The 19,982-nt window shown below is 37.5% G+C and carries 12 protein-coding genes; all 12 read left to right on the forward strand.

The window, feature by feature from the left end:
• Window positions 1-19: 19 nt before the first annotated feature.
• The 12 genes from ABYT26_RS12775 (at window position 20) to ABYT26_RS12830 (ending at window position 19,774) form a co-directional block, all read left to right on the forward strand.
• Window positions 20-1,672: a family 16 glycosylhydrolase gene (locus ABYT26_RS12775; RefSeq protein ID WP_372754485.1), complete on the forward strand. Its 1,653-nt coding sequence runs from the start codon at window positions 20-22 to the stop codon at window positions 1,670-1,672.
• A 453-nt stretch (window positions 1,673-2,125) separates the two neighbouring features.
• Entirely contained in the window at window positions 2,126-2,992 is an 867-nt protein-coding gene (locus ABYT26_RS12780; protein WP_372754487.1) for a family 16 glycosylhydrolase, read from the forward strand.
• A gap of 367 nt (window positions 2,993-3,359) precedes the next feature.
• Window positions 3,360-6,491 (forward strand): SusC/RagA family TonB-linked outer membrane protein, encoded by a 3,132-nt coding sequence (locus ABYT26_RS12785; protein WP_372754489.1) that lies wholly within the window; start codon window positions 3,360-3,362, stop codon window positions 6,489-6,491.
• An 18-nt stretch (window positions 6,492-6,509) separates the two neighbouring features.
• On the forward strand, window positions 6,510-8,030 hold the full coding sequence (locus tag ABYT26_RS12790; RefSeq protein ID WP_372754491.1) for a RagB/SusD family nutrient uptake outer membrane protein: 1,521 nt from the start codon (window positions 6,510-6,512) through the stop codon (window positions 8,028-8,030).
• A gap of 22 nt (window positions 8,031-8,052) precedes the next feature.
• Window positions 8,053-9,498, forward strand: a complete 1,446-nt coding sequence (locus ABYT26_RS12795; RefSeq protein ID WP_372754493.1) for a PKD domain-containing protein — start codon at window positions 8,053-8,055, stop codon at window positions 9,496-9,498.
• Window positions 9,499-9,566: 68 nt separating this feature from the next.
• The gene (locus ABYT26_RS12800; RefSeq protein WP_372754495.1) at window positions 9,567-10,661 is read left to right on the forward strand and encodes a family 16 glycosylhydrolase; all 1,095 of its coding nucleotides are present in this window, start codon (window positions 9,567-9,569) and stop codon (window positions 10,659-10,661) included.
• Between the two features lie 43 nt (window positions 10,662-10,704).
• Window positions 10,705-11,553: a family 16 glycosylhydrolase gene (locus tag ABYT26_RS12805; RefSeq protein WP_372754497.1), complete on the forward strand. Its 849-nt coding sequence runs from the start codon at window positions 10,705-10,707 to the stop codon at window positions 11,551-11,553.
• A gap of 54 nt (window positions 11,554-11,607) precedes the next feature.
• Window positions 11,608-13,164, forward strand: a complete 1,557-nt coding sequence (locus ABYT26_RS12810; protein ID WP_372754499.1) for a sugar porter family MFS transporter — start codon at window positions 11,608-11,610, stop codon at window positions 13,162-13,164.
• A gap of 104 nt (window positions 13,165-13,268) precedes the next feature.
• Window positions 13,269-16,727 carry a hypothetical protein gene (locus ABYT26_RS12815; protein WP_372754501.1) on the forward strand — a complete coding sequence of 1,153 codons (3,459 nt, stop codon included), beginning with the start codon at window positions 13,269-13,271 and terminating at the stop codon, window positions 16,725-16,727.
• A gap of 87 nt (window positions 16,728-16,814) precedes the next feature.
• Window positions 16,815-17,732 (forward strand): glycosyl hydrolase family 17 protein, encoded by a 918-nt coding sequence (locus tag ABYT26_RS12820; protein ID WP_372754503.1) that lies wholly within the window; start codon window positions 16,815-16,817, stop codon window positions 17,730-17,732.
• 9 nt (window positions 17,733-17,741) lie between these two features.
• Entirely contained in the window at window positions 17,742-18,680 is a 939-nt protein-coding gene (locus ABYT26_RS12825) for a hypothetical protein (protein WP_372754505.1), read from the forward strand.
• 41 nt (window positions 18,681-18,721) lie between these two features.
• Window positions 18,722-19,774 (forward strand): glycosyl hydrolase family 17 protein, encoded by a 1,053-nt coding sequence (locus ABYT26_RS12830; RefSeq protein WP_372754507.1) that lies wholly within the window; start codon window positions 18,722-18,724, stop codon window positions 19,772-19,774.
• Window positions 19,775-19,982: the final 208 nt, after the last annotated feature.

Here is a 19,982-nt window from a genome sequence, read left to right on the forward strand (position 1 = left end):
AATCAAAAAACGAAAAATAATGATGAAGAAAAATATATTTTTATCTTCCTTGCTTTTAGGATTTCTGTTCCTTTTGAACAGCTGTGAGGAAGATTATCAGCTAGATACGCTTGTTGCGCCAACAAACCTTGAACTATCTTACGAGATTTCAGGAGTTGACGATGATAACTTGTATGGCGATGGCAGTGGAACGGTAACTTTTACAACTACTGCCGACGACGCCATAACCTATACTTACAATTTTAACGACGGAACCGATGAGGAAGTGGCTGCCGATGGAATTGTTTCGCATAATTTCACAAGCAATGGAATTGTTACATACGATGTAACTGTAACTGCTGTAGGAACAGGAGGAATTAGTTCAACTGCAAGCGCAACACTAGATGTTTACTGTAGTTTCTCTGACGAAGAAGCAGTTGAATATCTAACCGGAGGAAGTTCACGAACCTGGTATTGGGCTGCTGATGAGTCTGGGCACTTAGGACTTGGTTACAACAACACAGCTTATGGTGATGATTATACTTGGGCTTCTTGGTATCAGGCTAGTGCTTGGGAAAAATCAGCATCGAACCTTTACGATTGTGAATTCACATTTACCTATGCTGATGGTGAATTAACTTTTGAGCAGGTTAATGAATCAGGAACGGCCTATATTCAAGGCGACTACGTGTCTGATTATGGATACGATGAAGAGGGAAGTTATGAATTTGATATCGATGGAGTGAAGAGTGTTACCTTATCATCTGCAAGTTCTGTGGCTACTGAAGTAGGTGATTATTGGGGAACTACAATGAACTTTTCCGATGATGGATTCTTTGGTTTCTACATGGGAACTTCCGAATACGAAATTGTATCTATCTCTGATACCGAGTTGCAGGTAAGAGCAGTTCAGGGAAATAACTCTGACTATGCATGGTATCATACTTTTACAACAACCAAACCATCTGAAGATGATGAGGATGAAGTAGATGTTGAATATACTGATTTACTTTGGTCTGATGAATTCGATACCGATGGAACTCCGGATACTACAATTTGGACCTACGACCTTGGTGATGATGGCTGGGGAAACAGTGAAGAGCAAAATTATACTTCCGATGCCGATAATGTTTACGTATCGGATGGTACTCTAAAAATTGTAGCTAAAGCAGAGGATGATGGGTCTTATACATCAGCTCGACTAAAAACAGAAGATTTAAAAGAATTTACTTACGGTAGAGTTGATGTGAGAGCAAAACTTCCTGAAGGAGTAGGAACCTGGCCTGCAATTTGGATGTTGGGTGCCAATTATTCAACCAATACTTGGCCTGCTTGTGGCGAAATAGATATCATGGAAGCCGTGGGAAGTGATGTTGGAAGCATTTCTAGTTCTATTCATACTACTTCTAGCTCTGGAGATACCAGTAATACTGGCGATGCAAGTGTGGAAGATCCTACTAGTGAGTGGCATGTGTATTCAATGAACTGGTCGGAAGATGAGATCTCATTTCTTGTTGATGATGTGATTCATTATACATACGATCCAAGCACACAAGACGATGATACCTGGCCTTTTGACACAGACCAATTCATCATTTTAAATGTTGCCATGGGAGGTACTTTAGGTGGTACAATTGCTGATGATTTTGTATCTGGAACAATGGAAATTGATTACGTAAGAGTATATCAATAAGCTATATTTAAATAAATGTGCTGGTGCAGGAATGCATCAGCACATTTTTTTATGCCTCAAATAAGAAACAAACATAAAAATTTCTCTATCAATTTTAGAAATGCAAATGAGTGTTCAGAATTCTTCTTTTAGCACTTTAAAAGTAAATAATGTAGAATGAATTGTTGATACATGTTCTAAATGGGATGAATGATTGACAAAGAGATAAAATGAATTCGTCGTATTTTTTAAAAGATGGCGAAATCTGAAGAATTGATAAACCAGATTGTTTTTTTTTGAGAGAACGCAATAAGATTATATTTTACCAATGGCAAACATGCATTAGGGATACTGGAAATTGATATGATAACCTTCTTTTTCTAGGAATTGCATGGAAAGTAACATCCTAGGCTAGTAGTATTTAGATAAATGTAATTATTTGAAATTATTAGTTTTTAATTCGAAACGAAAATAATGATACACAAATATATCAGTCAATTGTGGCTGCTCCTTTTTTTATTGTTTGCTTGTAATTCTACAGCAAAAAAATCAATCCACCTAAAAGATAGTAGTACTTCAGATCGTGAATATCAATTGGTGTGGAGTGATGAATTTAATGGTACAGGATTGCCTGATTCTTTCAAATGGAAGTACGATACTGAAGGAAATTCAGTTGGATGGGGCAATAAAGAATTACAAGAATATACGATAGCAAAAAAGACAAATACTTGGGTTGAAAATGGCCTTTTAACCATTACTGCACGAAAAGAAAAGGCGGGAGGAAAAGAATACACATCAGCACGTTTAGATTCAAAAGAGAGTTGGTTGTATGGCAAAATTGAAGTGAGGGCTAAGCTGCCAAATGGGAGAGGAACTTGGCCAGCCATTTGGATGATGCCTAAAGATTGGTCTTTTAATGATGGTAATTGGCCAAATATTGGTGAAATCGATATTATGGAACATGTGGGCCATAATCCTGGAGTAATTCATGCTTCGGCTCATTCTGCCGATTATCAATGGCAAATTGGAACACAAAAAACAGCTGCAATTACTATTTCTGATTTTTCTGAGACATTTCATTCTTATATCTGGGAGTGGACACCTCAGTTGATGAGAGCTTATGTAGACGATCAATTATATTTTGAATACAAGAATGAAGGATTAGGAGAATTGAAATGGCCGTATACAAAACCATTTTATTTGATTTTAAATGTTGCCGTTGGTGGAGCATGGGGAAATGAAAAAGGAATAGATGAGGATTCCTTCCCTCAAAATATGCTGATTGACTACGTGAGAATCTATCAAAAGAAGAAAAATGAGGATTTTTTTGTTAGCAAGTAAGTTATGAAGTGGTGTTCTTGTAACTTATTTAAAACGTTTGCTTTTACTAGTAGTATAGGCGATTTACACCTGTTTTGCCTCTAAAATAAGAGGTAATAGTATATTGTGTGTTTTTACAAAAATGATGTATGTAGTATTAAAAAATTAATAATTGTTAAAAGATGTTAATGTCAAGATAATCAGAGTGATGCCGAAGCGTATAAGTCAAATGATGTAGTAATGATGTATGTAGTTTTATTCCTGATGAGTTTATGATGTATTGGCTTTGTTGGCTGTGATTAGGAAATGAACCTATATTGCAAACGATGTAGGTGATCGTTACCTTAATCAACTAACTAATTTTTTCTAATCTTTTAACAAAAAATTTATGAAAAAAACGATCTTGTTTTTATTTCTCTCATTGTTTTGCCTGACTACGTTTGCGCAAAATAGTGAAGTGACTGGTGTCGTTTCCTCAGGGGAGGACGATACACCAATACCATTTGCTTCGGTAGTATTAAAGGGCACTACTATTGGAACATCAACCGATTTTGATGGTAAGTACGTTATTAGCGTGCCTGAGGGTGCAACTCTTAGTTTTTCCATGATTGGTTTTGAAACTATGGAGGTTTTAGTTGGCGAGCAAACAGAGATCAATATTGTTTTAGAGCCTCGTACTACTGGACTTGATGAAGTGGTTGTAGTTGGTTATGGAGTACAAAAAAAGAGTGTAGTTACAGCTTCTATTAGTAGTGTGTCTGCTGAAGATCTTGAAAAAGGAAGTCCAGCACGTATCGAGGATGCTTTAAAAGGTAAAGTTTCTGGGGTACAGATTACTCAAAGTTCTGGTCAGCCAGGTTCTGATTCGAAAGTAAGAATACGTGGTATTGGTACGGTTAACGATAGTGATCCTCTTTACATTGTTGATGGAATGGCTGTTGATGGTGGTATTAACTACTTGAATCCTTCAGATATTGCATCTGTAGAGGTGCTTAAGGATGCAGCATCAGCCGCAATTTATGGTACTCGTGGTGCTAATGGTGTTATATTAGTGACAACAAAAACTGGTTCAAAAGGGAAAGCGGTTATTAACTATGATTTTTCTTTTGGATTTCAGAATCCATGGACTAAAAAGTCAGTTTTAAATGCTGAGGAGTACATGACCATCATGAACGAAATGGAATTGAATGATGGAAACTCTGCCACTTATTCAAGTTCCGAAATAGCATCTGCTGGTGAAGGAACCGACTGGCAGGATGAAGTCTTTAATTATGATGCACCTGTTCAAAACCATCAGGTAAGTATTAGTGGAGCTACTGATAAAACAAACTATTTTGCTTCATTTGGTTACTATACTCAAGACGGTATCATTGGTGGTGATTACGACAAATCTAATTTAGAACGTTACAGTATTCGTTTGAACAATACTTATAACGTTATGGAAGAAGATAGAAATTGGTTCAAAAGCTTAAAAGTTGGTGTGAATGCGGGTTATACTCGTATCGTATCGAGTAGTGTTGAAACAAACTCGGAGTACGGTTCTATTTTAGGAAGTGCTGTAGCTTTCGATCCTAGTGTATCGGTTTATTCAGATGATCCAGATGCAGTTTTGGCGGCTCACCCAACTGCTGTTACCGATTCTGATGGGAATGTATTTTCTCTTCCTCCTTCAGGATTTCAAGAAATCGTTAACCCTGTTGCTTTGCTAAATGCACCTTCTAACTCAACCGATAATTCGGATAAGTTTGTTGCCTCTTTTTGGGCTGAATTGGAGCTAATTCAAGATCTTAAATTCAAAAGTAGCTACGGTGTGGATTTGGCATTTTGGGGAAATGATGGATATGCTTATGAGTATTATTTAGGTACACAAAATACCAATGAAACCTCTACAGTTTATTCTACTATGAATCGTGGTTATAACTGGCAGTTAGAGAACACTTTGCACTATACAAAGACCTTTAACGAAAAGCATAATTTTTCTGCCTTATTAGGACAGTCTGCAAAGGAATATACATACCGATATTTGTCAGGTACAGATTACGATTTAGCTGATGATGATTCTAGCAAAGCAAATATTGATTATGCAACCGCTGATGAAGATGATTCAAGTGTTTCTGGAGGAACAGGTGGTTATTCTTCAAAAACTTTGGCTTCCTATTTTGCTCGTGCTGATTATAACTTCGATGAGAAGTACATGTTTCAGGCAACTGTTCGTCGTGATGGTTCTTCAAATTTCGGATCGAATAATAAATGGGCAACTTTTCCTTCTTTCTCGGTAGGTTGGAATGTTACCAACGAGACTTTCATGGATAACAGACCAGATTGGTTAGATTATATGAAACTACGTGCGAGTTGGGGTAAGAACGGAAACGAAAATATTGATGCTTTTGCTTACGCAAGTTTCTTAGATGGTGGTCAAAACTACTACTTCGGTTCTGGTGATTATTCAAGTATGCAATATGGTTATAGCTCAGGACGTATCTCTAATGCAGATGTAAAATGGGAAGAGTCAGTACAAACCGATATAGGTATCGACTTTCGTTTATTCGATTACGCTTTAACCATTGGTATCGATTACTTTAAAAAGGATACAAAAGACATGTTAACAACTTTACCAATTCCTTCTTATGTTGGTAAATCTGCTCCTTATGGTAATGCGGGTGACATGGAGAATAAAGGTTTTGAATTTGAAGTTACCTACAAAGATAATATTGGAGATTTCAACTATTCAGTGAGTGCTCAGGCCTCTTATATCACAAATAAATTAATTGATATGGGAAATGAGTCTGGTGAAACTGTTTACCAAAGTAATAGTACTTCAGGTTTGGGAGCCTATGTAAAAGGATCAAATGGGGAAGTATGGCCATATTTTTATGGATACAAAACCGATGGTTTGTTGCAGAATGCAGCCGAAGCGAATGCTTATAATACCGCTTACGGTGAAAGTGCTGTTGCTGGTGATGTTCGTTTTGTGGATTACAATGGCGACGGTGAGATTGGTGACGAGGATAGAACAAAAATTGGAAAAGGTATGGCCGATTGGACCTATGGTTTGAACATTAGTGCAGACTATAAAAATTTCGATCTTGCTTTATTCTTTCAGGGAACCATTGGAAACGATATTTTTGATTTCTCTCAAAGAACTGATATTCCTTCTATGAACCGTCCATCATGGATTTTAAATCGTTGGACTGGTGAAGGTAGCTCTTATAAAATTCCAAGGGTAACCTCTGAAGATCCAAATAGCAACTGGCGTTCTTCTGACTTGTACATTAAGAATGGATCTTACTTACGATTGAAAAATATTCAATTGGGTTATACCATTCCTTCTTCTATTATCCGTAAAGATATTGTTCGCAAGTTCAGAGTTTATGTTGCAGCTGAAAATTTACTAACATTTAGCGATTATGAAGGATTTGAACCAGAAATTGCTTCAGGTGATTACACTACAATAGGTGTAGATAAAGGTATTTATCCACAATCCCGTACCATTACATTCGGGGCAAATATTACTTTCTAATTCAAAATGATACTAACTATGAATAAATATATAAAAGCAATATTTTTTGCTGCACTAATAGGACTAACAGCCTGTAGTGACGACTTTTTAACCGTGGAGGCTACCGATTCGCAGGAAGCTGGTGGCACAGCTACCGAGGACGATCTATTATCTTACTTAGGCTCAAGCTATCAATTGTTACTATTTGATTCGTATGCCGATTATCAATACAATAGTGTGCCTTTAATGTCTGATCTTTTATCGGATGATATCTATAAGGGTGGAGGTTCTGCTGGTGATCAACAGGTTCTTTACAACATGTCTCAGTACAATTTGAATGCAGATTTAACTCCTACAGGACTTTGGAGTATTTACTATTCGGGTTTGAGTCGTTGTAATGAAACCATTGCAGCTTGCGAGAACTCTGTTGATGTTGACGAAGCAGATTTGTTACAATATAGTGCTGAAGCTCATTTTTTAAGAGCTTACTATGTGCATTGGTTATGGAAATTTTGGGGTAATATTCCTTATTTCGAAGAAGAATTGGAAGATCCATTCATGGCACCTCAATATACTGCTGATGAGATTTATGCAGAATTAATCGAGGATGTTGATTACGCAATTGCCGATGATAAATTACCAATGCAGACAACCGCTGCTAATGATGGTAGAGCATCTCAAGCTGCTGCCATGATGTTAAAAGCACGTATTGTGATGTATCAGCAAGACGAAACTAAATATGCTGAAGTCCTAGCCGATATGGAAGAAATCATTAACAGTAGTGAGTTTTCTTTAGTTGATGATTTCGCTTCAATTTGGTTGAGTGATGGTGAATTTGGTTCTGGTTCAATTTTCGAATCTAATCAATTATCAGAAGGAAAAGACTGGGGTGCTGCCTGGAGTGGTTATGGTACCAACTTACCAGCCTTTATTTCTCCTAGTGAATTATCGGGTGATGACTTGTTAAGTGATGTTACCGATTATGAAGGCGGATGGGGATTTGCTCCGGTTCGTGCTGCAACTGCTGCCATTTTCGAAGATGGTGATGAGCGATTAGCAGCTTCTATTAATCAATTTGAAGATGATGCATATTCAGCTCGTTTTCAGAACACTGGTTATTTCTTAGCTAAGTATGCTGCTCGTGAAGGATACAACGATGATCCAAACAATACTTCTTTGAACTACGATAATAACACAAGAATCTTTCGTTTATCGGAAGCTTACTTGAATGCTGCTGAGCTAATCGTAATGGATGGACAATCTCCAACTTCTGTTTCTGCTCAATCTTGTCTTGATGCTATTCGTACTCGAGCAGGTATGACTTCAATTGATGCAACTACTGACAATATTAAGTTGGAACGTCGTCGTGAATTTGTTGGCGAGGGAATGCGTTTTTGGGATCTTGTTCGTTGGGGCGACACAGATTTGTTAACCGAAAGTATTTCTGACTATTCTTCAGAAAGAACATGGGATGATACAAGAAAATATTTCCCTATTTCTCAGGACGAAATTGATAAAACATCTGGCGACTATTTATTGGTTCAAAACGATGGTTATTAATCTAATTTAAAAACGATAAAGAATGAAAAATATATTTATAGCCGGATTTGTATTGGCGATGCTTAGCATGTTTGTAGCCTGCGATCCAAATGAATTCGATAAAGATGAGTTGACTTCGAGTACAGCTCCTAGCTCCGAGGAAATTGAATTTACAATCTCTGAGGGTGATGATGATTTTCATTTTGACCTTGTAAACTTAACCGAAGTGGATGGAGTTTATACTGCAAAATGGAGTCTTGGAAATGGTTCGACAGCTACAGGCGATGAAGTGGAAGCTTACTATGCTTTGCCAGACACTTATACGGTTACTTTAACCATATCTGCTGCCGATGGATCAAGTGCATCAGCAAGTAAAACAATAACTCAAACTGAAACCGATTATTCAATTTTTACTTCTGATAATTTTATTTATTTGAGTGGTGGTATTGATGATATCGATGGTAAAGTTTGGGTAATGGATAGTTTGGTTTCTGGGCATATTGGTGTTGGACCAAGCCTCGACGATCCAGATAGCTATTGGTCTGCTTCAGCTCTTGTTAAAACAGGTGTAGGAATGTACGACGACGAAATCACTTTCACTTTAGATGGCTTTGGATTCGATTACGAGAACAATGGTTACAGTTATGTGAAAGAATCTGAGATTTCTAATTCTTACTATAGCGATGCAACGCAAATAAGTGACGATTATCGTGTAAGTTATACCGACCCTGCCTCAGGAACCTGGTTTATCGATGGCGATTACCTTACTATTTACAGTTCTGGAAATCCATTGTACCCAATCTTTGATGTAGGAGCTGTTGATGGCTTGTATAAAATCCTGTATTTAGATGAAAACAATATGGAATTGTCTTGTATTGGAGCTGATGGAAATGGTTGGGGCTTTAAACTTATTTCAAAAGGTTATGTTGCCGAAGTTGTTGAAAAATCATTGGAATCAAATGATATATTTGAAGACTTTGAAGGAAATGGTAATATCGATTGGACTGCTGACGTTACAGGTTTTGAAACCATAAGTAATTTTGCAAAAGTAGGAGTAAATACTTCCGATTATGTAGCTATGTATTCAAAAGGTACTGGTAGTTGGGAAAGTATTTATACTGAACTTGAATACAGAATGGATTTGTCAGTTAGAAATGTATTCACTATGAAAGTTTTCATTCCTAATTTCAACGATTATGAAACTCAATGTCAACCTTCCGATGTATCATGGTTATCAGAGTACAACCTAAAACCTCAGGTAGAAGTAAAACTTCAGGATGCAACTCTTGGCAGTAGCGCCTGGGAAACACAAGCGACTGTGATAAATACAATTAGCGAGGCTGATTATGGTACTTGGGTTGATTTGATATTCGACTTTAGTGCTTACAGTGATAGAACCGACTTTGACCAAATTGTTGTTCAGCTTGGTGCTGAAGGTCATTGCAACGAAGGAATCTTTTATATCGACGATTTTATATTGTCTGAATAGTAATTTTTTAATTCCCTGGAATCTGAAAAATGGTTCCAGGGAGTTTTTATATCTACTTAAAATTAAGAATGATGATTAAGATTGTTAAGTTTCTCACATACATTTCTCTGGTTCTTGCCAGTTCGTTCTTTTCTGCTTGTTCAAGCAGCAATGACGATGAATCAGAATACGAAGTTGGTTTCGACTACGAAATTGATTCAACAGATCCTAATACTGTAACATTTACAAATAATTCCACAGGCGATTATTTGTATGTGGAATGGGATTTTGGGAATGATGAAACGACAGGAAAGTCAACCGATAAATCTTCGGAAAGAACAGCCTACTACCCTTTGGCTGGTACTTATGATGTGACATTAACAATTTGGGGTCCATTAAATTCAATTGTCGACACTAAATCGATAAGTAAAACAATAACTATTGAGAGCGATGATCCCGATTATGATACTTCCGAAACTCTAGTCTGGAGTGACGAATTTAGTAGCTCTTCAGTCAATACTGATTACTGGACCTTTGAAACTGGTTCAGGTGGCTGGGGCAACGATGAATTACAAAACTATACCGATGGTGACAATGCTTCTATTGAGGATGGAGTTTTAGTGATTACCGCGGAAAAAGTAAATGATGATAAAACAGCCGGTTCTTATACATCAACACGTATGATTACTTGGGGAAAAAAAGAATTTACCTATGGACGAATGGAAATTCGAGCTAAACTTCCTTCAGGAACAGGAGTTTGGCCAGCCATATGGATGTTAGGAACAAACTTAAGCACAGCAGGATGGCCTGCTTGTGGAGAAATTGATATTATGGAGTATGTAGGCTATGATCCTTATAATGTGCATAGTTCACTGCATACAACCTCTAGTTCTGGATCTACAATTAACACATCAAACTTAACTGTTGAAAATTGTGAAGACGAATTTAATGTTTACGGAATGATTTGGACCGAAGATAGTATCAGTTTTTATGTGAACGATCAAGATAATCCATTTTATACCTATGCGCCTACAGTAAAAACCGATGATAACTGGCCTTTTGATGAACCTCAGTTTTTCATTCTAAATTTGGCTGTTGGTGGGACTTGGGGAGGAGCACAAGGAATAGATAATACTATATTTCCACAAACACTGGAAATAGATTATGTGAGAGTCTATCAATAAATAGAATTGATTAAAAGTGAATAAAGAGGTTAAAAAAACAAGCATGATAAAATACAAGGTTACTTTATTGTTAAGCAGTTTACTGCTTTTATTCAGTTGTAATTTTAAATCAAAAGAAAACTCAGAAAGCAATAAGAGTTCTTTAAGTAAAGGATATCAATTGGTTTGGAGTGACGAATTTAATGAGCTTGGATTACCCGATTCTACAAAATGGATGTATGATACCGAAGGAAATGCTACAGGATGGGGAAACAACGAATTACAACATTATACACATGCAAATAAAGAAAATGCATGGGTTGAAAATGGATTTCTCGGAATTACTGCTTTAAAAGAGCAATTGGAAGGGAAAGAATACACTTCGGCGCGTTTAAATTCAAAAGTGAGTTGGTTGTATGGTAAGGTTGAAGTGAAAGCAAAACTGCCTGATGGACGAGGAACCTGGCCAGCCATTTGGATGCTTGGTGCAAACATAGATACAGTTGGTTGGCCTGCTTGTGGCGAAATTGATATTATGGAGCATGTAGGTTATGATGCTCATAATTTGCATGGTTCATTGCATACACCTTCAAGTTATGGATCTACAATTAATACATCAAGTTTGATGGTTGAAAATTGTGCAGAAGAATTTAATGTTTACGGAATGATTTGGACGGAAGATAGTATCAGCTTTTACGTGAACGACGAAGGTAATCCATTTTATACCTATGCTCCTGCTGTAAAAACGGATGATAATTGGCCTTTTTATAAACCTCAGTTTTTTATTTTAAATCTGGCCGTTGGTGGCGATTGGGGTGGAGTAGAAGGAATCGATGAAGATTGCTTTCCGCAGAGCATGCAAATTGATTATGTGAGAATATATCAAAAAATGAAGGCTAAAGATGCAAATTAGAATCTAATAACATTTTACGTATAGATAGAAATTTTAAAATAATAGGGGAATAATATGAATATAAAATACACCGTTTACGTATCGCTCATAGTCGCATTGGGTGGCTTTCTAATGGGTTTCGATGCGTCTGTTATTTCAGGGGTGGTAAAATTTATCGAACCTCAGTTCGATTTAACGAAGATACAATTAGGTTGGTCGGTTAGTTGTTTAACGCTAACAGCTACATTAGCCATGTTGATGGCAGGTCCGCTTAGCGATAAGTTCGGACGAAGATCAGTTCTGAAATATGCAGCTATTTTATATTTTATATCTGCCCTAGGTTCGGCATTGGCACCCAGTTTTACACTGTTGGTATTGGCGCGAATGTTAGGTGGTTTTGGTGTTGGTGCTTCGCTGATTATTGCTCCTGTTTACATTGCCGAAATTGCACCTTCAAAGCATAGAGGAACAATGGTTTCCTTTAACCAATTGAATATTGTATTGGGAATATCGGTTGCTTTTTTTACCAATTACTTGATTTTGCAGTGGGGTAAATCCGATGCTAACTGGGCAACTTATCTACAATTTAATAATTACAATTGGCGCTGGATGCTTGGCTTGGAAGCTCTTCCTGCCATTATTTATTTCTTCTCTTTGTTTTTTGTACCTCGTAGTCCACGTTGGTTAGCCATGAATGGATTGAATGAGGAAGCCCTGCATGTGATGCAGAAATCATTAGGCGAAGAAGAAGCAAAAATACAGCTTGATTCAATTTGTAAAAGCATTCAATCGTCGCCCAAAAAAGAAAGAGTATCTTTTCGAGAGTTATTTAAACCCTCTATGAAATTGGTGATGCTAATTGGTATCGTAATCGCGGTAACTCAACAAATAACAGGAATTAATTCTGTTTTCTTTTATGCTCCTATGATTTTTGAACAAACAGGAATTGGCACCGATGCTTCTTTCTCTCAGGCAATTTTGGTGGGGCTTATTAATCTTGTATTTACACTTTTTGCAATTTGGTTTGTCGATCGGGTGGGAAGAAAACCTCTTTTGATATTTGGATTGGCAGGAATAGCCATTTCTATGTTTATACTTTCAACAGGATTTGGTCAAGCTACCTATCAATTAACAGAAAAAAATATTCAGGAATGTGTTTCCATAGTTGGAGCAGAGGATCTATCCTCTATGAAGAATGTGACATTTCAGAGCGATTTAGAATTTAACGAAGCACTAAAAAATAGTGTGAGTGCTCAGGTGTTTAAAGAACATCAAACCGAATTTATATCCAAAGCCATCAGTATTAACCCATGGTTGGTTTTGGTTGGTATTTTAGGCTTTGTAGCTTCATTTGCCATTTCAATAGGCCCTGTTATGTGGGTACTATTTTCTGAGTTGTTTCCGAATCGAATTCGTGGAGTAGCCATTTCTTTTGTAGGCTTGGTAAATTCAGGAATTAGCTTTTTGGTTCAGCTTGTTTTCCCTTGGGAACAGATGAATTTTGGGAATGCAACAACATTTCTCCTTTACGGGTTATTTGGGCTTTTCGGCCTTATATTCGTCTTTTTCCTTTTGCCTGAAACAAAAGGAAAATCATTGGAGGAATTGGAAGTTATTTTAGTGAAAGAATAGAGAAATACAACCGAATGAGGAATAATTATTGATTCGGATACTCTAATAGAAGTTATAAATAGTACAAGTGAAAGTAATTGAAGTAGAATATATTTTTAATTAAAATGAAGAAGAATAGCATTTATTTGGGAGACACAAATTTGAATTGCAGCGGGGCTGAAGTTGAGGGGAAATTCGTGGAACTACATAATGAAAAGTTTTACAAGATCAGCAATTCTGATCAAATGGCAGACTTCTTTATGAGTATTGTTAGCGACTCTGACCATTGGATGTTTTTGTCTAGTAATGGTTCACTCTCAGCAGGACGTAAGGATAGGAATAATGCTTTATTTCCATATTATACAGTTGATAAAATTCACGATTACAACGGAATTACTGGTAATAAAACCATTGTTCTTGTGCAAAAAAGTGACAAAACTTTCTTATGGGAGCCATTCTCGAAAAATTTGAACGATATCTATAAGATTGAAAGAAATCTATTTAAGAGTATTTATGGCAATAAAATCATTTTCGAAGAAATCAATCATGATTTAAAAGTGAGCTTTCAATATAGTTGGAGCAATAGCGAGAAATTTGGTTTTGTTAAAAAATCAAGTCTATCGAACTTAAGCAACAATGCCGTTCAAATGGAAATTGTCGATGGAATTCAAAACTTGCTTCCTTGCGGAGTAGATTATGCTTTCCAAAGCGAGTATTCTAATTTATTGGATGCATATAAAAAGAGTGAATTACTAGACGAAAGCGGTTTAGGTTTGTTCATGTTAAGTTCCATTCCTGTGGATAGAGCGGAACCAAGTGAATCGTTAAATGCAACTACCGTTTGGTCGCACGGTTTCAATAAAAAAGCAAAAATTCTTTTATCGGCACAGCAAATCGAAAACTTTAAAAAAGGAGAAAGCCTAACTAAAGAGCTAGATGTTCGTGCAAATCGTGGTGCTTACTTTATAAATGCAGAAGTTGAATTGCAATCGAAAGAAGCCAAAGAATGGATGTTTGTGGCAGAAATTAATCAAACAAGTGTTGATGTAGCAAATTTGAATGCCTTTTTACAAGAAGAAAAAAACCTTGTGGAACTCATTGATAAAGACATTCAATTAGGAACCGACAACTTAATTAAAATTGTTGCCGCTGCCGATGGTTTGCAGGTAGGAAACGATGATTTGTGTTCAGCTCGTCATTTTTCTAACACCTTATTTAATGTAATGCGTGGTGGAATTTTCACCAATAATTATAGTATCGATACGGCTGATTTTAAATTGTTTGTTCAGCAAACTAATAAATTGCTGGCCAAAGAATTCGAAGCGTGGATCGATCAATTGCCTGCTGAAATATCTTATATTGATTTAAATCAATCGGCTGAGAATACTGGAAATGCTGGCATCATAAGAATTTGTTACGAGTATCTTCCTCTTACATTTAGCCGTCGCCATGGCGATCCCAGTCGTCCCTGGAACCAATTCTCCATCGAAACCAAAAATGAGGATGGAAGTCCAAAATTAAATTATCAGGGAAACTGGCGTGATATTTTTCAAAATTGGGAAGCTTTGGGGCTTTCTTACCCTGAATTTATCGAAGGAATGATCAGCAAGTTTGTAAATGCATCAACTGCTGATGGATACAACCCTTACCGAATTACTCGCGAAGGAATCGACTGGGAATGTCCGGATCCTGAAGATCCATGGGCATACATTGGCTATTGGGGCGATCATCAGATCATATACCTTCAGAAGTTACTTGAGCTATCGAACGAATTTCATCCTGGAAAATTAGACGAAATGCTCACAAAAGAATCTTTTGTTTACGCGAATGTTCCTTACCGAATTAAATCTTACGAGGATATTGTAAAAAATCCGAAAGATACCATCACTTTCGATTTTGCTTTGAACGATGAGATTAAAGCTTTGGTGGACAAGATGGGTGCCGATGCAAGAATGATTCAAGGCAAAGACAATCAATTGTATCAGGTGAACCTTTGCGAGAAAATTTTGGTGACCATGCTAAGTAAGCTGAGCAATTTTATTCCTGAAGCAGGAATCTGGTTGAACACTCAGCGTCCGGAATGGAACGATGCCAATAACGCTTTGGTAGGAAATGGAGTGTCTATGGTGACGCTTTACTACTTGCGACGATTCCTTGCTTTTTGGGCTGATAAATTTGAAAGTATATCCGCTACGGAAATGCAGGTTTCTGAGGAAGTGAAAATTATGATGGAGAAAATATTCCAGGTTTTCACCGAAAACGAGAGCTTACTGGCAAGTGGATTCTCCGATGAAAACAGACGCCATTTTGCAGATGTTTTAGGTCAGGCCGGAAGCGATTATCGCAATAGTATTTACAAGAATTCCTTTTCAGGATCGAAAAAACCAGTGAAAGTAAGTGAGCTGGTTCAGTTCACAAAATTGGCATTGGCTTATATGGATCAATCCATTGTGGCAAACAAACGCCAGGATGGATTATATCATGCTTACAATCTAATTTCATTTGCCGACAAAAGCGTTTCGGTTCGTTACCTGTACGAAATGCTCGAAGGTCAGGTAGCGGTGTTAAGTTCCGGTTACTTAGATTCAAAAGAGAGTTTGAGTGTTTTGGATTCTTTAAAAGCGAGTGCTTTGTTCCGTGAGGATCAGTATAGTTATTTATTGTATCCAAACCGACAGTTGCCTTTGTTCAAAGACAAGAATAATATTCCTGCTTCTCAGGTGAAAGAATCAAAATTATTGAGTCACTTATTGGCTAATAAGGATGCTTCTATTTTGAGTGCTGACCAGGAAGGAGGCTATCATTTTAATGGTGCTTTTAGAAATGCAGATGTTCTGGAAAATGCTCTTGAGAATTTAAATTCAAGTGATTATTCCGATTTGCTGAAAGCTGAAAAAGAAAAGGTTCTGGCTATCTACGAAGAGATGTTCGATCACCAGTCTTTTACAGGTCGGTCGGGTACCTTCTACGGATACGAAGGATTGGGAAGTATCTACTGGCACATGGTTTCTAAACTATTATTAGGGGTACAGGAATCTTATTTTCAGGCTATCAGCGAAGGAGCCGATGCCGTGCTGTTGGGCAAGTTAAAAGACCATTACTACGAAATAAAAGCAGGAATCGGATTGTACAAATCGCCTAAATTATATGGTGCTTTTCCTACCGATGCTTATTCCCATACTCCAGGAGGAGCCGGTGCCAAACAACCAGGAATGACTGGTCAGGTGAAAGAAGATTTTATTACGCGAATGAGAGAGTTAGGTGTACAGGTTTCCAATGGTGAAATCTTTTTCAATACCAACCTAATGAATCATCAGGATGTATTAGTTCATAATGAGTCATTCGTTTACTACGATATTAATGGTGTTAAAAAGCAAATTAATTTAGGAAATGGTCAAGTTGGATTTACTTTCTGTAAAGTTCCTGTAATTTATAAGTCTGGAGACAAAAATGAGCTTAATCTTGTTATGAAACATGGGGAAACAAAAGTAGTCTCAGGTCATTTAATTGATCAAAAAAGCAGTGCTGCCATTTTCAATCGAAGCGGCGAAGTAGAAAGAATAGAAGTTTTAATTAGCATATAAATTAAATAAACCTAAGCTGTACAAGCACTCCTCAATCTGTGTTTGTACAGCTTACACCCTAACTCAAACCCTAAATAAGCAAATATAATGTCTGTTAGAAGCGAATACCTAATGTCCCTTGCCGGGATCGATTTTTCCAATAAGTCGGAGGACGATTTGTTGGCCTTATATTCTAAAATTCTTGACAGTGGAATGCATGGATTGTGTTTCAGTCCTTATTTGGATGGTCAGGAGCCTGGTGTTCAGATTACAGAAGAGCAGATTCGAAGAAGAATTGAAATCATCAAACCTCATACCCAATGGGTAAGATCATTTTCCTGTACCGAAGGAAATGAATTAATTCCCAAAATAGCGAAAGAGTATGGCATGAAAACATTGGTTGGTGCCTGGTTGGGGAAATACAAGAGTATTAACGACGAAGAGATAGAAGCTGTAATTGAAGTGGCTAAAGCTGGTCATGCCGATATTGTGGCAGTAGGAAATGAGGTGCTGTATCGTGAGGATTTAAGCGAGGAGGATTTGCTGGCCTATATCTACAAGGTGAAAGAGGCGCTTCCGGGAATTCCTGTTGGATATGTTGATGCTTATTACGAGTTTGGGAATCGTCCGAAAATTACGGAGGCTTGCGATGTGATTTTAGCCAACTGCTACCCTTTTTGGGAAGGTTGTAGTTTGGAACATTCCTATTTGTACATGAAGGACATGTACAACAGAGCCTATCGTGCCGGAAAGGGAAAAAAAGTGATTATCACCGAAACAGGATGGCCCAATGTAGGGGAAAGTTTCTATGGTGCTGAGCCTTCTCAGGAGAATGCCATGAAGTACTTCATCAATACGCAGGCTTGGGCCAAGGAGGAGGATATCGAGATATTTTATTTCTCATCATTCGATGAAGGCTGGAAAACTTCCGACGAAGGAGATGTGGGAGCTTACTGGGGAATTTGGGATAAGGATGAAAAATTAAAGTTTACCAAGCCTGCATTGGAGCCGCAAACATCAAAATAATGTGCAAGGATGGGTAGAAATAAAATATTGAATATAGAAGCAGGGAGAGCCATTTGCTACTCTGGTTTTAGAGAGGGGCAGAGTCCGGATACCGGCATATTTCCAACTTACGAACAGGTAAAAGAGGATTTGCTGATTCTTCACGAAAACTGGAAATACCTTCGTTTGTACGATTGCGACAAGCAAACTGATTTGGTTTTAGAGGTAATCCGAAACGAAAAATTGGATTTTAAATTAATGTTGGGAGCCTACATCGGTGCAGAAATGAATAATTTCGGTTGTCCCTGGGGTAGTTCGTATTCCGAGGAGCAATTGAAGGCAAATAAGGAGAGAAATCTCCGTCAGATTCAAAAACTGATTCGGCTGGCCAACGAGAATCCGGATATCATCTTTTCTCTTTCGGCAGGGAACGAGGCTTTGGTTCATTGGACCGATCATTTTGTACCCTTAGACAGAGTCGTGGACTATGTGAAGATGATTAAAGAGGGTGCCAAACAATCGGTTACATTTTGTGAAAATTATGTGCCTTGGTTGAACCAACTGGATGAATTGGTGGAAGCTGTCGATTTTATTTCCATTCATACCTACCCGGTTTGGGAGTACAAGAATATTCATGAAGCACTGGAATATACCAAACAAAATTATTATGGGATTGCGGATAAATATCCTCATAAACCAGTTGTGATTACCGAAGCAGGATGGGCTACCAACTCTAATGGTAGAGGAATTCCTCCAGAAAATGTTAGTGAAGTTTTTCAAGAAATTTACTATAACGATCTGATGAATTGGACGGACGAGGAAGAGATACTCACTTTTGTTTTTGAGGCTTTTGATGAACCATGGAAAGGTTCACAAGAACCATTAGAACCTGAGAAACATTGGGGATTGTTTACGGTAGACCGAAAACCGAAAAAACTGATGAAAACGATCTATTCCGAGAGATCCTAAAAGCTAATAGATACAATTTTAAATCAATTAAAAATCTGGTAATGATGAATAAATATAAGACTGTGATGATTACCATGCTGGTGTCTATCTTTTTATTTTCTTGCAATACAGAAAGTAAAAAATCGCAAAAAGAAACAACAGAATCTTCAAATATGGAAATTAAACAAAAACCAGAAGATCTTCTGGATGGAACAGCAAGAGCAATCAGCTATTCTGGTTTTCGATCTGGTCAGCATCCCGACAGGGGACAAGGAGCCGTAAATCCAAGCGATGAGGAGATCCTGGAAGATCTTCAAATCATGTCGAAGGATTCTTTGTTTAATCTGATTCGTTTGTACGATTCGGGTGAAAATTCAGAGTCTGTTCTTCGAATTATTCAGGAGAACAATATTGATATGAAAGTGATGTTAGGAATTTGGCTGAAAGCTGAATTGAGTGCACACGAAACCTGTTCCTGGCTTACCGAGCCAATCGCTCAGGATATTTTGGATCAAAATAAAATTGCAAACCAAAAGGAAATTGAAAAAGGAATTCAACTGGCAAAAGAATATGCCAGCATTGTTGTTGCTGTAAATGTTGGCAACGAAGCTTTGGTAGAATGGAACGATCATAAGGTTGATACCGATTCGATTATTTCCTACGTAAAGAAAGTTCAATCTTCAATTGAACAACCTGTTACAGTTGCCGATAATTACGAATGGTGGGCTGCTCATGGTGAAGAATTAGCAAAGGCAGTCGATTTTGTTTCCATTCATGTTTACCCGGTTTGGGAAGGAAAAGACATCAATGAGGCAATGTCTTACACCATAGAGAATGTTCAGAAAGTAAGAAATGCTTTACCCGATAGTAAAATTGTTATTAGCGAAGCAGGTTGGGCCACAGTAGCATCGGAGTTTGGCGATCGTGCCAGCGAAGAAAAGCAAGCTCAGTATTATAATGATATGATGAAATGGTCTGCAGATATGAATATCACAACCTTCTTTTTTGAGGCTTTTGATGAGGACTGGAAGGGAGAGACTGCAAATCCATTGGGAGCTGAAAAACATTGGGGTTTGTTCATGGTTGATCGTAAACCCAAAAAAGTAATGCAATAAATTTTTTATTCTAGAACCTCATAATCTCTAAATATATGACACATTATAAAACAGCACTCGAAGATGTAGTTCCCTTTGGGCAGAAATTGGCCTTTGGGTCTGGACACTTGGCAAATCAATTGTTTCCAGCAGCTTTGGGTGTTTTTATGGTCGTTTTGGTAATGTCCTTAGGAATGGATCCTGTTCTTGCAGGATTATTAGGAGCCTT

It is taken from the genome of Labilibaculum sp., assembly GCF_041595635.1.
Taxonomy (GTDB): Bacteria; Bacteroidota; Bacteroidia; order Bacteroidales; family Marinifilaceae; genus Labilibaculum.